This window comes from Ralstonia soli (assembly GCF_023955655.1).
Classification (GTDB): domain Bacteria; phylum Pseudomonadota; class Gammaproteobacteria; order Burkholderiales; family Burkholderiaceae; genus Ralstonia; species Ralstonia soli.
On sequence record NZ_JAMXHT010000002.1, the window covers coordinates 314416 to 329578 of the forward strand.

Consider the following 15163-nt stretch of genomic DNA (forward strand, 5'->3'; position numbering starts at 1 on the left):
GCCATGTCCTACCACTTCGATATTCAAACGCCCGTTGCCGTGATCGGCGCGGGCAGCATGGGCGCCGGCATCGCGCAGGTTGCCGCGCAAGCGGGGCACCCGGTGCGCCTGTATGACGCGCAGCAGGGCGCCGCCGACGCCGGCCGCACGCGCATTGCCGCGGACATCGCCGGTGCCGTCAAGCGCGGCCGGATCGCCGCCGAAGATGGCGATGCAATTCTCAACCGCATCCAGGTCGTGGACAGCGTGGGTGACCTGAAGGGATGCCGCCTCGCCGTGGAGGCGATCGTCGAGCGCCTGGACATCAAGCAATCGCTGTTCAAGCAGCTTGAAGCGACGCTTGGACCTGATGCCATCCTCGCGACGAATACCTCGTCGATTTCGGTGACGGCTGTTGCCCAAGCGCTCGAACACCCGGGGCGCGTGGTCGGCTGGCACTTCTTCAACCCGGCCACGCGCATGAAGCTGGTCGAGATCATCGCGGGTGTGCGGACCGAGCCTGAAGTGGTCCGCGCCATGCACGCGCTGTCGGCGGCTTGGGGCAAGACATCGGTGGATGCGCCCAACGCGCCGGGTTTTATCGTGAATCGCGTGGCCCGGCCGCTTTATGCCGAAGGACTGCGCCTGCTGGCCGAGCGCATCGCCGATGCGCCGACCATCGACCGCCTGATGCGCGAAGCCGGCGGGTTTGCGATGGGGCCGTTTGAGCTGATGGACCTCATCGGGGTAGAGGTCAACCTATCCGTGACGGAATCCGTATTCCAGGCGACGGCATACGACCCGCGCTATGCACCGCACCTGATCCAACAGGAGCTTGTGCGATCGGGGCGTTACGGTCGCAAGTCCGGGCATGGCTTCTACGACTACAGCGCGGACGCCGCTGCACCACAGGCACTGCCGGTGCGGCCCGCTGCGAATGCGCCCGTCCTGCGCCATGCGGATGCACTGGGGCTGCTGCAGCCGCTGGTGGCGCGCCTGCAAGGCGCTGGCGTGAAGCTGGCCAACGACGCATCGCTGCCGGCGGACACCTTGGCGATGGGCGACGTTCGACTTGCCGTCACCGATGGCCGTACCGCCACCGAAGTGGCATCCGAAGCGTTCGGCAACACGGTCGTGCTCCTGGACCTGGCGCGTGACTACGCGACGACCAAGGTCATTGGCGCGGCAGCGAGCGAAGGCGCGAACGCGCAACTGGCTGGCCTGGCTGCAGCGCTGGCGCCCGCAGGCATCGAAGTGCTGGCAATGAACGACGTGGCTGGCCTGGTCGTCATGCGCACGGTGTGCTGCCTGGCCAACGAAGCCGCCGACGTGGTGACCTGGAGTGGCGCAAAACCGGCCGATATCGATACGGCCATGCGCCTGGGGACAGCGTATCCGCAGGGGCCGCTGGCGTGGGCCGATGCGATCGGCACCTCGCGCGTCGCGCTCACGCTCGCCAATCTGCTCAAGCATTACGGCGACGTGCGCTATCGCCGCTCGCCAGAACTGTCGAAGAAGCATTTCTCCAAGGGAACGTTCCATGACTGAGCCGCATCCGCAGACGATTGCAGACGAGGTCTGCAAAACCATGTTCGCCAACGACAAGGCAACGCGCGGCCTGGGCATGAAGATCGACGCCGTCGGCCCCGGGCGCGCAACGATGTCGATGACGGTGCAGGAGACCATGCTCAACGGGCACGGCACCTGCCACGGCGGGTTCATCGCCGCACTGGCGGATTCCTCGTTTGCGTTTGCCTGCAACTCGTATAACGAGATGACTGTTGCCTCGGGTTTCAGCATCGACTTCATGGCGCCCGCGTGGCCCGGCGATGTGTTGACGGCGACGTGCGTGGAGGTGTCCCGCGCTGGCCGCACCGGCGTGTACGACACCGAGATCACCAATCAACGGAACGAACGCATTGCCGTGTTTCGCGGCCGTTCCTACACCATTAAAGGAAAGCCGGCGACCGCCGCGCGATAGGAGACCCCCATGGTTATGAGCCGCCCCACAGCCGACGACCTGGACCCGATTGAGCGGGCCAGTCGCGACGAGATCAGCGCGCTGCAACTCGATCGCCTGAAGGCGACACTGCAGCATGCGTATGACAACGTCCCGCACTACCGCAAGGCCTTTGATGACAAGGGTGTGCACCCGAGCGACCTGAAGCAGTTGAGCGATCTGGCGAAGTTTCCGTTTACGACCAAGAAGGACTTGCGCGACAACTATCCGTTCGGACTCTTCGCCGTGCCTCGCGAGAAGGTGGCGCGCATTCACGCTTCGTCTGGCACGACAGGCAAGCCCACGGTGGTCGGCTACACCAAGAACGATATCGACACGTGGGCCAACCTGGTCGCACGCTCGATCCGTGCGGCGGGCGGCCGGGCCGGCGACATGGTGCACATCGCCTACGGCTACGGGCTATTCACCGGCGGGCTCGGTGCGCACTACGGCGCCGAGCGCGCAGGCTGCACGGTGGTACCGATGTCCGGCGGCCAGACCGAGAAGCAGGTCCAGCTGATCCAGGATTTCAAGCCCGACATCATCATGGTCACCCCGAGCTACATGCAGGTGATCATCGAAGAATTCGTGCGCCAGGGGCTGGACCCGGCGGCCAGTTCGCTCAAGGTCGGCATCTTCGGCGCGGAGCCCTGGACCGAGGCCATGCGCCGCGACATCGAGCAGAAGGCCGGCATCAGCGCGGTCGACATCTACGGCCTGTCCGAAGTGATGGGCCCTGGCGTGGCGAGCGAATGCATCGAGACCAAGGACGGCCCCGTCATTTGGGAAGACCACTTCTTCCCCGAAATCATCGACCCGGAAACCGGCGAAGTGCTGCCCGATGGCGAGGAGGGCGAGCTCGTCTTCACGTCGTTGACGAAGGAGGCGCTGCCCATCATCCGCTACCGCACGCGTGACCTGACGCGCCTGCTGCCGCCGACCGCACGTGCGTTCCGGCGCATGGGCAAGATCGTGGGCCGCAGCGACGACATGCTGATCATCCGCGGCGTAAATGTCTTCCCCACGCAGGTGGAAGAGATCGTGCTGCAGCACGCGAAGCTGTCGGGCCAGTACCAGATTTTCGTGAGCCGCGAGGGCTTGCTGGATCAGGTGGAAGTGCGCTGCGAACTGCAGCCGCAGCACGTTGAGATGGGCGGTGACGAGATTCGCGAGATCGCCAACTGGCTCCAGTACCGCATCAAGACGCTGGTGGGCATTTCCACGCGCGTCACGGTGCTTGCACCCGCGTCCATTGAGCGGACGCAGACTGGCAAGGCCCGACGGGTCGTCGATTCCCGCCCGCGCTGAAGCCGCGGTCATTGAACCAACCAAAGAGGAAACGCCATGTACACACAGGCCATGGACACGATGGGCCGAGAGCCGGATGAATCCTTGAAGGCAGTGGCTTCTGCGGACGAGGCAGCGCTCCAGGCGAACTTCGACGCGCACATCGATGCCGGCAACTACGTCGAAGCCAAGGACTGGATGCCGCAGAACTACCGCAAGACGCTGGTGCGTCAGATCAGCCAGCACGCGCATTCCGAGATCGTCGGCATGCTGCCCGAAGGCAACTGGATCACGCGCGCGCCTACGCTCAAGCGCAAGACCATCCTGCTGGCCAAGGTGCAGGACGAGGCCGGGCACGGGCTGTACCTGTATTCGGCTGCGGAAACGCTCGGCACCTCGCGCGATGAAATGCTGGAAGCGCTGCACACGGGCAAGGCGAAGTACAGCTCGATCTTCAACTACCCGACGCTCACGTGGGCTGACATGGGCACGATCGGCTGGCTGGTGGATGGCGCGGCCATCATGAACCAGGTACCGATCTGCCGCTGCTCGTATGCGCCGTATGCGCGCGCCATGATCCGCATCTGCCGTGAAGAGAGCTTTCACCAGCGCCAGGGCTTTGACGCGCTGCTGGTGATGATGCAGCAGGGCACGGATGCACAGAGGGCCATGGTGCAGGACGCCGTCAACCGCTGGTGGTGGCCGTGCCTGATGATGTTCGGCCCGCCCGACGACCAGTCTCCCAACTCGGCACAGTCGATGCGCTGGGGCATCAAGCGCGTCAGCAACGACGAGCTGCGCCAGAAGTTCATCGACGCCACGGTCGAGCAGGCCAAGGTGCTGGGCGTGACGCTGCCGGACCCTGACCTCAAATGGAATGCAGAGCGCGAGCACTACGACCACGGCCCCATCGACTGGGACGAATTCTGGCGTGTCGTGGGCGGCAATGGCCCGTGCAACCGCGAGCGACTGGGCACGCGCGTCAAGGCCTGGGAAGACGGCGCATGGGTGCGCGAGGCCGCCTTGGCTTTCGCCAGCAAGCAATCCGACAAGCAGTCCAACACTCAGCAAGTGGCTTGACCCGACTCGAAGAGGAATCGACATGACAACGCAAAACGAATGGCCGCTGTGGGAAGTCTTTGTGCGGGCCAAGGCCGGTCTGGATCACAAGCACTGCGGCAGCCTGCACGCCGCCGACGCCAAGATGGCGATCCAGCTCGCGCGCGATGTCTACACGCGCCGGCAGGAAGGGACCAGCGTGTGGGTGGTGCGCTCCACCGACATCGTGGCGAGCGACCCGCACACGAAGGACGCGTACTTTGATCCGGCGGAAGACAAGGTGTATCGCCACCCGACCTTCTACACGCTGCCCGAATCCGTCGACCACATGTGAGCGCAGCCATGCAACTTTCCATCCAACCGAGCCGCGCGCCTGCTGTCCACTACCTGCTGCGCCTGGGCGACACCTGCCTGATCTCGGGCCAGCGCCTGGGCGAGTGGTGTGGTCACGCGCCCATCCTTGAAGAAGACATTGCGCTGTCGAATATGGCGCTTGACCTGATCGGCCAGGCCCGCGCACTGCTCACGCATGCAGGCGGCCTCGATGGTCAGCGTCTTGACGAAGACCAGCTCGCCTTTCTGCGTGAAGAGCGCGACTACCTGAACCTCACCATGGCCGAGCTGCCGCGTGGCGACTTTGCCGTCACCGTGCTGCGCAACACCATGCTGGCCGTTTATCTGCGCCTGATGTGGGAGCGGCTGGCCAGCTCTTCCGATGCGGAGCTTGCTGCCATCGCGGGCAAGGCCGTGAAGGAAGCGCGCTACCACGTGCAGCATTCCGCCGATTGGGTGGTGCGGCTCGCGCAGGGCACGGAAGAGTCTCGCTGCCGCCTCATGGCCGCGCTCGACACGCTGTGGCTGTACGCGCCGGAGTTCTTTGAAGACGACGCCGTTGATGAATTTGCCGCCAGCAGCCAGCTGGGCCCGCGTTCGTCCGATCTGAAGGATGCGTGGCACGCGGAGATGGCCGCGGTGTTCGACGAGGCCGGGCTCGCCATGCCGCAGGAGCAGCCGTTCCGCAGCACCGGCAAGCGCGGCGTGCACACCGAGCACATGGGCTACATCCTGGCCGACATGCAGTATCTGCAGCGCGCATACCCTGGGGGCGCATGGTGAACACAGTCTCGCAACCCGAGGTGGCCGAGCGCGTGCAGCGCACGTGGGATGTGCTGTCGGACGTGCTCGACCCGGAAGTGCCCGCGCTGTCGATCCGCGATCTGGGCATCGTGCGCGATGTCTGCGTGGAGGGCGACACCGTCGAGATCGTGTTGACGCCTACCTACTCTGGTTGCCCCGCCACCGAAGTGATTGAGCAAAGCGTGCTCGACGCGATCGGTGCGGCGGGCCTGGGGCCGGCGCGCGTGCGCCTGCAGCGTGCTCCGGCTTGGACCACGGACTGGATCAGCGAAGACGGCCGCCGCAAGTTGCGTGAATACGGTATCGCCCCGCCGGGGCCGGTTTCGGAAGACGGCGCGGTGCGCATCCAGTTCGTGCGCCGGCGCGAGCCCGCGGCCGCCGTGCCATGCCCGCGCTGCGGCAGCCACAAGACGGAGCGTCTGTCGGCATTCGGGTCGACGGCCTGCAAGGCGATGTATCGCTGCCTGTCGTGCCTGGAACCGTTCGAACACTTCAAGCCCATTTGATCGAGGCGAGACTGCCATGAATTTCTCTTTTCACCCGCTGCGTGTACGCGCGATCGAACCGGACACGCAGGATGCCGTGATCGTCTCCTTTGACGTGCCGGCCGACCTGCGCGATGCGTTTGCCTTTACGCAGGGCCAGCATCTGACGCTGCGCACGGAGATCGACGGCCGCGACCTGCGCCGTTCGTACTCGATCTGTTCCGGCGTCGACGATGACGCGTTGCGCATTGGCGTGCGCAAGGTCCACGGCGGCGCATTTTCCAACTGGATCCACGCCAACCTGCACGTGGGCGACACCATCCAGGTGATGGCGCCGCAGGGCCGCTTCTTCGTGCCGCTGGACGCGACGCAGAGCCGCCACTACGTCGGGATTGCCGCCGGCAGCGGCATCACGCCCATCCTGTCGATTCTCAAGACCGTGCTCACGCGCGAGCCGCACAGCACGTTCACGCTCATCTACGGCAATCGGCACTTGCGCTCGACGATGTTCAAGGAAGAGATCGAGGACCTGAAGAACCAGTTCATGTCGCGGCTGGTGCTGCACTACGTGTTCTCGGGCGAGCATACGGATGCCGAGCTGTACCAGGGCCGGATCAATCAGGAAAAGATCGGCGAGTTCCTGCGCACGCTCGTGCCGGCTTCCACCATCGACCACGTGTTCGTCTGCGGCCCCTTTCAGATGAACGACGACGCGGAAGCCGCGCTGCTGGCCGCTGGCGTGCCCGAAGACCGCATCCACATCGAACGCTTTGGCGTGGCCAAACAGGCCGAAGGGCAGGTCGACGCCGTGGTGCATGAAGCGCGCCCCGGCGACGCGGAGGTGGCGCGCATTGTCATCATCCGCGACGGTCTGCACCGGGAGATCGAATTCCGCAAGGACCAGCCTAGCGTGCTCGATTGCGCATCCGCCGCGGGCATGGAAGTGCCGTACTCCTGCACCTCGGGCGTGTGTGGCACCTGCCGCGCCAAGGTGCTTGAAGGCGAGGTCCGCATGGAGCGCAATTTCGCGCTGGACAAGAGCGAGGTCGAAGCCGGCTTCGTGCTCACCTGCCAGGCGCACCCGCTGACAGAGCGCGTTGTCCTTTCGTTTGACGAGCGCTAAACCCTTCATACCAATCATGACCACCACACTTCAAAGCTGGATCGGCGGCCGCTGGATCGGCCAGGAAAGCGCGCAGGTGCTGCGCAGCGCAGTCAACGGCAGGCCCGTAGCGGCCGCGCATGCAGAAGCCATCGATTTTGCCGAGGCGGTTGCCTTTGCACGTGCAGCCAACAAGCCGCTGCTGGCGCTGGATTTCCAGCAGCGCGCGGCGCGCCTCAAGGCGCTGGCGAAATTCCTGATGGAGCACAAGGAATCGCTCTATGCGATTTCCGCACACACCGGCGCCACGCGCACGGACAGCTGGATCGACATCGAAGGCGGCATCGGCACGCTGTTCGCCTACGCCAGCATGGGCAGCAACGAGCTGCCTTCCGGCAACGTGGTGCACGAAGGGCCGGCCATGCCGCTGGGCAAGAAAGGCGGCTTTGCGGGCACGCACATCCTGGTGCCGCGTGCCGGGGTGGCGGTGCACATCAACGCGTTCAACTTCCCGATCTGGGGCCTGCTCGAAAAATTCGCGCCCAGCTTCATCGCGGGCATGCCCTGCATCGGCAAGCCGGCCACCGCCACCAGCTACGTGACGGAGGCCGCGGTTCGCCTAATCGACCAGTCGGGCATCCTGCCGCCGGGCAGCCTGCAACTCGTGATCGGCGGCACGGGCGATTTGCTCGACCGCCTGCGGGAGCAGGACGTGGTGACCTTCACCGGCTCCGCGGACACGGCGGCCAAGCTTCGCGTGCATGCCAACCTCATCCGCCATTCGGTGCCGTTCAACGCCGAGGCCGATTCGCTCAACTGCGCGATCCTGGCGCCGGACGTCACGCCCGACGACGAAGAGTTCGATTTGTTCGTCAAGGAAGTCGCGCGCGAGATGACCGTCAAGGCGGGGCAGAAGTGCACGGCCATCCGTCGCGCCATCGTGCCTCGTCAACACGTGGAGGCTGTTGCCAATGCGCTCAAGGCACGTCTGGCCAAGACGGTGGTCGGTGACCCGTCGCGCGAAGATGTGCGCATGGGCGCGCTGGCCTCGCACGCACAACAGGCTGACGTGGCAGAACGCGTGGCGATGCTGCGCCAGCACGCCGACCTGATCGTCGGTGATGCTGCCGGTTTTGCTCCAGTGGGCGACGGCGTAGCCGATGGCGCTTTCTTTGCGCCCACGCTGCTGCTGTGCCAGAACCCGCTGCAAACGGCTGCCGTGCACGACATCGAAGCCTTTGGCCCGGTCAGTACCCTGATGCCATACGACGATCTGGACGAAGCGCTTGAGCTCGCCACGCGCGGACGCGGCAGCCTGGTGGGCACGCTCGTCACGCGCGACCCGAAGATCGCTGCCAAGGCGGTTCCCGTTGCGGCGGCATGGCACGGCCGTCTTCTGGTGCTCGACCGCGAGGCCGCAGTCGAATCGACCGGCCACGGTTCGCCGCTGCCGGCACTCAAGCATGGCGGGCCGGGGCGTGCGGGCGGGGGCGAGGAGCTGGGTGGCGTTCGCGCCGTGAAGCACTACCTGCAACGTGCCGCCGTGCAAGGCTCGCCGACCATGCTGAGCGCGGTGACGGGCGAGTTCGTACGCGGCGCCCGCGTGAATGAATCGAGTGAGCACCCGTTCCGCCGCTGGTTCGAGGATCTGCAGGTCGGCGATTCGCTGCTCACGCACCGTCGCACCGTCACCGAGGCGGACATCGTTGCCTTCGGCGGCCTGTCGGGCGATTACTTCTACATGCACTTCGACGATATCGCCGCGAAGCAGTCTCAGTTCGGCAAGCGCATCGCGCATGGCTACTTTGTGCTGTCGGCGGCGGCGGGGCTGTTCGTGTCACCCGCGCCGGGGCCAGTGCTGGCCAACTACGGGCTCGATACGCTGCGGTTCACCAAGCCCGTCGGCATTGGCGACACCATCCGCGCGCGGCTCACGTGCAAGCGCAAGGTGGATCGCCAGAAGCGCGATGCCAATGGCGTGGGCCAGGGCGTGGTGGCGTGGGATGTGGAGGTGACCAACCAGGATGGTGAACTGGTGGCGAGCTACGATATCCTCACGCTCGTATCCAAACGGTCGTAGCCACGTGGCGTGAAGCGCGCCCTTTTTTGGGGCGCGCAACGCGCGTCAATCCGGTGAGGTGAGTCATGCGCAGTGATGACATTCTGCGAGCGCAACGCAATCTGCGCAGCAAGCTGCTTGATGACCGCCAAACCTTGCCTTGGCAACCGGCTCGCGATCTTGCCGCGCAATTGCTGCTGTATCTCGACGACCCGAACCAATGTTGGAAGGCGGGTGCCGAGTGGCTGCGCGAGATGGTGGACGCAGATCGCGTTGACGGCGGGTTTGCGCAACCGGGCGAGGCGCTCTATGCGCCGCAGATCGAGGCGCTGCGCTCGGACCGATCCGTCCCTTCCGTGGTTGGCGTACAAATGAACGCGCTGGACCCGGGCGTCGCCGCTGTCTGGGCGAGCGACGACATTGTCGTCTTCAATGACGTCGCGCACGACGGCCGCATGAGCCCGGAAATGCGCGCCCAACTGCGCGGCATCGGCACGCGGACCAAGCTGTCGGTGGCATTGCGCAATGGCAACCGCCCGCTCGGGCTGATGTGCGCCGATTGGATGGAGCCCAAGCACGCATGGACCGCCGCCGTGGGGGCCAACCTCACATTGTTCGCCTGCGGGGTGCTGGGACCCGTGCTTGCAGTGGCCCGGCAATTGGCTGCGGACGATGCGTTGCCCATGCCCACTGCGCCCCACGTGCCGGATTCGGTGCCGGTGCATCCGGCGCTGGCCGGGCTCACCTCCGCAGAGCTGAAGATCGCGCGCATGGTGGCGCGGGGCATGAGCTACAAAGAGATCGCGCGCGAGCTCAATCGCTCGTTCTCCACGGTGGATCACCAGTTGCGTAGCGTGCGCGACAAGCTGGGCGCGCCATCCACGGCCCGTCTGGTGCGGATGCTCGCAGACTTGTTGCCCGCTGCCTGACGGCAAGCACACCACCGCACACCCGACACCCCTCTTGACCAGCTTGCCATCCGCACGGATGGCGCGCCTGGCTGGCCATCTTGCGGCATACGCACTGCCACGGTGCGGCACGCTGCCCCTTCTTCCTTTCCCTCACCTGTCCGCTACGGGCTAACCCTATTGCGAATCTTCGCGATGGAACGGACCGGACTGCCTACCTAGACTTGCTTCGCGACGGTCGGTATGCCCTTCCATTTGCAGCCGTTGGAGGCTGTGAGTACAGGTTGCCTTGAGCGGACCCAAGCGTCCGGCGCGTTGAATTTCCCCTTTCTGGAGACCTGCTTGTGCGTACCTTTGAGAACACCGTGAACGGGCAGTCCGTTGCCAGTGCGCGGACCTTTGAATCCAAGAATCCGGCAACGGGTGAAACGCTCGGCCTGGTGCCGCACTCGACAACCGAACAGGTCGTACAAGCCGTGGCTGCCGCCAAGGCCGCCCAACCCGCCTGGGCCGCACGCCCTGATGCAGAGCGCAAGGCGCTGATGATGGAAGTCGCCCAGGTCATCAAGGCCAATGCCGACTACTTGGCCGAGTGGGTCACGCGCGAACAGGGCAAGCCGCTGGGCGGCGTTGGCCCCGACCAGGTGCCCGGCTCGCGCTTCGAGCTGTGGGGTTGCGAAGTCTGGACGCAGGTGCCGGCCAGCCTCGACATGCCGGCCGAGGTCGTGTTTGAAGACGACACGCGCCGCGACGTGGTGCATCGCAAGCCGTTCGGTGTCATCGCCGCGATTGCACCTTGGAACTGGCCGCTGCTGATCGCGATCTGGCAGGTCATGCCGTCGCTGCGCGCGGGCAACACGGTGGTACTCAAGCCGTCGGAATACACCAGCATCGGCACGTTGGAACTGGTCCGGCTGATTGCGAAGATCCTGCCCCCAGGCGTGCTGAACACCGTCAGCGGCCCCGGCGAAGTGGGCGCGGCGCTGGTCGAGAACCCGGACATCAACAAGATCATGTTCACCGGATCGACGGCCACCGGCGCGCGCATTGCCGCCACGGCCGCACGCAACGTGGTGCCGACCACGATGGAACTCGGCGGCAACGACGCCGCCATCGTGCTGCCCGATGCCGACCCGAAGGCCATCGCCATGGGCCTGTTCTGGGGGGCATTCCTCAACATGGGGCAGACCTGCGCCGCAGCCAAGCGGCTGTACGTGCCGGAGAACCTGCATGACACGGTGGTCGCCGAGTTGAAGGCGCTGGCCGAGGCGATGCCCATGGGCAACGGCATGGAGCCCGGCATTGCCGTCGGGCCCATCCAGAATCGCATGCAGTACGACAAGGTGGTCGCGCTGGTGGAGCAGGCCAAGGCCGGCGGCGCGACCATCGTCTGCGGCGGCCAGGAACCGGGCGGCCCGGGCAACTTCTACCCCATCACGCTGGTGACGGACATCGAAGACGGCGCCAGCCTGGTCGATCAGGAGCAGTTCGGCCCGGTCCTGCCGATCATCAAATACAAGGACGTGGAATCGGCCATCGCCAGTGCTAACCGGCTGGAGGTGGGCCTGGGCGCGTCGGTGTGGTCTTCCGATGTGGAACGTGCCGCAGCCGTGGCCTCGCGCCTCGAGGCCGGCACGGTGTGGATCAACCAGCACGGCATGGTCCACCCGATGGTGCCGTTCGGCGGCGTGAAGCGTTCGGGCTGGGGCGTCGAGTTTGGTGTCGACGGTCTCAAGTCGGTCACGCAGCCGCAAGTGATCAGCGTCAAGAAATAACCCAGAAAACATCAAATCAACAGTGCCGCGCGGGCGATATGCCTTGCCTCAGCGGCCACCGGAGGAACCATCATGGAACACAAGACACGCGTGGCACGGCTGTGCTCGGCGCTTGCCCTGGCCGGCCTGTCATCCGCCATCAGTGCGCCCGCTTTTGCGGACAACGCCGGCATGGACAAATCGGCAAGCGCCGACGGCAAGATCCCGGCCTATGCGGGGCCACAGCCCGCACCGGCCGGCTGGTCCTACGGCAAACTGCGCGGCGACTTCTGGAAGCACAAGGGCGAAAAGCCGCTGTATTCGATCGATGCGGGCAACGTCGACAAATACGCAGACCACCTCACGCCGGGCCAGATCCAGCTGATCAAGCAGAAGAAAGGCTATCGGATGGATGTGTATCCGACCCATCGCGAATGCGGTGCGCCGGATTTCGTGCGCGCCAACACCGAGAAGAACGCCACGCAAGCCAAGCTGGACGCTGCCGGCGAGGCACTGGAGACCGCGAGCCTGCCCGGCATGCCGTTCCCCACCCCCAAGAACGGTGCGGAAGCCATGTGGAACTACCTGGCGCGCTATCGCGGCGTGGGTGCGGAGTGGCAGAAGTCAGTGACGGCGGTTTCGCCGCGCCCGGGCAGCACGGAGTGGATTGCCGCCGAATCCAAGCAGACGCTGTTCTTCCCGTGGGGCAAGAAGGGCACGACCACGCCGCAGCAGGCCGGGATGCTCTACGGCATCTACTTCGGCTACGAAATGCCGGCCGCACTGGCAGGGCAGGGCGTGGCGCAGCGCAACTTCTTCAGCAAGGCGCCCGAGACGTATTACTACTTCACGGGCCAGCGCCGTGTGCGCCGCATGCCGTCGTATGCGTATGACGCCCCGCAGATCGGCTTTGAGAACCAGTACACGCTGGATGAGCCGTGGGTCTTCAACGGTCTGCTCGACCGCTTCACCTGGAAGCTGGTCGGCAAGAAGGAGGTCTATATCCCGTACAACAGCTTCGGGATGTTCAACTTCAAGGCCAAGTTCGACGACATCTACAAGCTTGATGGCGTGAACGCCGATGCGCGCCGGTATGAACTGCACCGCGTCAACGTGGTGGAGGCGACCGTCAAATCGGGCGTGCGCCACGTGGCATCCAAGAAGGTGTTCTACATCGACGAGGACAGCGGCCTGATCGTGGCCGGCGAAGACTACGATGCCCAGGGCAAGCTGTGGAAGGTCAAGGAGGCGTATCCGATTCCGGTGTACGAGCTGCACGGCGCCTGCGATGTGGAGCCGTTCGTCCAATATGACCTGGCCAACGGCCGCTATGTGACCGACCAGTCGACCATCGGCACCAACACCGACATCCGCTGGTACGAAGACACCACCGATCCCCGTTTCAAGGACGACTTCTACTCGTCCGAATCGCTGCGCAGCGTCAGCGAACGCTGATAGTCATCTAGCCATCTCGGCAATTTCCGGGCGCCCCGGCGCGCCCGGCTTCCAATCAAAAGGCGGGGACGCTCAATGAACAGATTGACGGCGCGGCGCGCGATTGCATTCGCGGCGCTCATCGCGTGCGGCAGTGCGCACGCAGTTGAATTTTCGCTGTCCGATGACAGCATCAAGGGCTCGTGGGTCACCAACCTGACGGCGGGCGGCGGGGTTCGCACCAAGAGCCCGAGCTGCTCGCTCACGGGTGACCCGAACCGGTACGGCTGCGGTGCATCGGCCAATGTCGACCAGTGGGGCTTCGGCGACATGGGCGACCTGAACTACCGCAAAGGTCAGGCGTTTTCCACCTATGTCAGCGCGACGAGCGAGCTGCTGCTCTCGATGCCGAGCCAGGGCCTGAAGTTTCTGGCACGCGGCACCGCGTACTACGATTTCCTGGCCGCCAGCACCGCGCGCACGCCGCTGTCGAGCGATGCGAAGGCGCAGATTGCGCAGAACGCCCAGCTGCTCGATTTCTGGGGCGAGAAGGACTTCCACATCGGCGATCAATCGGCGCACGTCCGCCTGGGCAACCAGGTCATCAACTGGGGTGAGAGCTACTTCGCATCGGGCGGTATCAACGCGACCAACTCGGTCGATATCCAGAAGCTGTTGATCCCGGGCACGCAGCTCAAGCAGGCGCTGCTGCCGGCGCCAATGGTGAGCTTTGCCACCGGCATCGCACCGGGGCTGAGCACCGAGGCGTACTACCAGTTCCAGTGGAACGGCAACCGCTATCCGGCGGTCGGCAGCTACTGGTCGGTGACGAACAACTTCGGGCGGGGCGCGGTACCAACCACGCTCAACAGCAACAACCCGAACGTGGGTGGCGTGGATGCCGGCACCATCGCCGGGCCGAACAGCCACGATTCGAACACCCTTGCTTCGGTCAACAACGGCCTGGTCAATGGTGCGTATGCGGGGCCGCCGTATAACTCATTCGGCGTGCCGATCTCGGTCGCGCTGCCGACGAACACGAAGCCGCAGTTTGGCGTGAAGTTCAACTACAAGCCGCAGTCGGTCGATGTGAACCTCGGCTTCTACTACGAGAACTACACCGACAAGGCGCCCGTGCTGTCGACGCTGGCCGATGGCACCAACCGCTGGCAGTACCTGCAAAACCGCCAGCTGTATGGCGTCAGCGCCAACTTCTCGGTGGGCGACTGGGCGATTGGTACGGAGCTGTCTTACCGCCCGCGTGATGCCGTGTCGCTGTCGAGCTGCTATGGCGCGGGTGGTCCGCTGGACCTCATCACGAATGGCACGTCCGGGTTCCAGTGCAACCAGTGGGTTGATCGCAAGAAGTTCCAGTACGACATCAACGGACAGCTCAACCTCACGCAGAGCGACTACCCGTGGCTGAAGCTGATCAAGGCCGACGTGGCGGTGTTGACGGCGGAACTGACCTGGATCTACTACCCGGGCCTGCCATCGAACGGCACCATCACGCGGAACATGAACGGCACCGCCGTGACGCAGGCACCGGCGTCGGGGTACTTCGCGTGGCTGAACAACAACTCCGGCCTCGGGTATCCGATTGCAGAGTCCAAGGGCACGGCCAGCTCGATGGGAGCCACCATCGACTTCAATTGGACGTATGACGGCACGGTGATTCCGGGCTGGCAGGTCACGCCTGGCATTACCTACACGCAGTCGCTCTATGGGTACACGCCCACGCTGACGGGCAACTACGCGCAGGGAGCGAAGTCGGCCAACCTGTACGTGCTGTTCAACCAGAACCCGGCGAAATGGCAGCTGGGGCTGAACTACACCATGTTCTGGGGTGGCCACGAGACGGTCGGTCAGCCGTTCTCCGACCGCAACTTCATCGGCTTCTTTGCCACGCGCAATTTCTGACCCTAGGCACACGACGGAAGCACGCGCCCGGCAACGTGCA

The 15163-nt window shown here is 64.8% G+C and carries 13 protein-coding genes; all 13 read left to right on the forward strand.

What is annotated here, in order from left to right; genetic code table 11:
- Positions 1-3: 3 nt before the first annotated feature.
- The 13 genes from NG900_RS05215 to NG900_RS05275 all read left to right on the forward strand — a co-directional run bounded on the left by NG900_RS05215 (position 4) and on the right by NG900_RS05275 (position 15123).
- Positions 4-1527: a 3-hydroxyacyl-CoA dehydrogenase gene (locus NG900_RS05215; protein ID WP_252677510.1), complete on the forward strand. Its 1524-nt coding sequence runs from the start codon at positions 4-6 to the stop codon at positions 1525-1527.
- Positions 1520-1960 (forward strand): hydroxyphenylacetyl-CoA thioesterase PaaI, encoded by a 441-nt coding sequence (gene paaI, locus NG900_RS05220; RefSeq protein WP_252677512.1) that lies wholly within the window; start codon positions 1520-1522, stop codon positions 1958-1960. The genes NG900_RS05215 and paaI overlap by 8 nt, the downstream gene beginning before the upstream one ends.
- A gap of 15 nt (positions 1961-1975) precedes the next feature.
- Entirely contained in the window at positions 1976-3286 is a 1311-nt protein-coding gene (gene paaK, locus NG900_RS05225) for a phenylacetate--CoA ligase PaaK (RefSeq protein ID WP_252677514.1), read from the forward strand.
- A gap of 36 nt (positions 3287-3322) precedes the next feature.
- Positions 3323-4345 (forward strand): 1,2-phenylacetyl-CoA epoxidase subunit PaaA, encoded by a 1023-nt coding sequence (gene paaA / locus NG900_RS05230; RefSeq protein WP_252677521.1) that lies wholly within the window; start codon positions 3323-3325, stop codon positions 4343-4345.
- Between the two features lie 22 nt (positions 4346-4367).
- Positions 4368-4658 carry a 1,2-phenylacetyl-CoA epoxidase subunit PaaB gene (gene paaB / locus NG900_RS05235; RefSeq protein ID WP_252677530.1) on the forward strand — a complete coding sequence of 97 codons (291 nt, stop codon included), beginning with the start codon at positions 4368-4370 and terminating at the stop codon, positions 4656-4658.
- Between the two features lie 8 nt (positions 4659-4666).
- Entirely contained in the window at positions 4667-5440 is a 774-nt protein-coding gene (paaC, locus tag NG900_RS05240) for a 1,2-phenylacetyl-CoA epoxidase subunit PaaC (protein WP_252677532.1), read from the forward strand.
- Positions 5434-5967, forward strand: a complete 534-nt coding sequence (paaD, locus tag NG900_RS05245) for a 1,2-phenylacetyl-CoA epoxidase subunit PaaD (RefSeq protein WP_252677534.1) — start codon at positions 5434-5436, stop codon at positions 5965-5967. Before paaC ends, paaD begins: the two co-directional genes overlap by 7 nt.
- Positions 5968-5983: 16 nt before the next feature.
- A complete protein-coding gene (gene paaE / locus NG900_RS05250) occupies positions 5984-7069 on the forward strand; it encodes a 1,2-phenylacetyl-CoA epoxidase subunit PaaE (protein ID WP_252677536.1) in 1086 nt (361 codons plus the stop codon).
- A 16-nt stretch (positions 7070-7085) separates the two neighbouring features.
- Positions 7086-9128: a phenylacetic acid degradation bifunctional protein PaaZ gene (gene paaZ, locus NG900_RS05255; RefSeq protein ID WP_252677538.1), complete on the forward strand. Its 2043-nt coding sequence runs from the start codon at positions 7086-7088 to the stop codon at positions 9126-9128.
- 65 nt (positions 9129-9193) lie between these two features.
- The gene (locus tag NG900_RS05260; protein ID WP_252677540.1) at positions 9194-10036 is read left to right on the forward strand and encodes a LuxR C-terminal-related transcriptional regulator; all 843 of its coding nucleotides are present in this window, start codon (positions 9194-9196) and stop codon (positions 10034-10036) included.
- Positions 10037-10359: 323 nt separating this feature from the next.
- On the forward strand, positions 10360-11790 hold the full coding sequence (locus NG900_RS05265) for an aldehyde dehydrogenase family protein (protein WP_252677543.1): 1431 nt from the start codon (positions 10360-10362) through the stop codon (positions 11788-11790).
- Positions 11791-11862: 72 nt separating this feature from the next.
- Complete coding sequence (locus NG900_RS05270; RefSeq protein WP_420804121.1) at positions 11863-13224, forward strand: DUF1329 domain-containing protein; 1362 nt, start codon at positions 11863-11865, stop codon at positions 13222-13224.
- A gap of 75 nt (positions 13225-13299) precedes the next feature.
- Complete coding sequence (locus tag NG900_RS05275) at positions 13300-15123, forward strand: DUF1302 domain-containing protein (RefSeq protein WP_252677545.1); 1824 nt, start codon at positions 13300-13302, stop codon at positions 15121-15123.
- Positions 15124-15163: the final 40 nt, after the last annotated feature.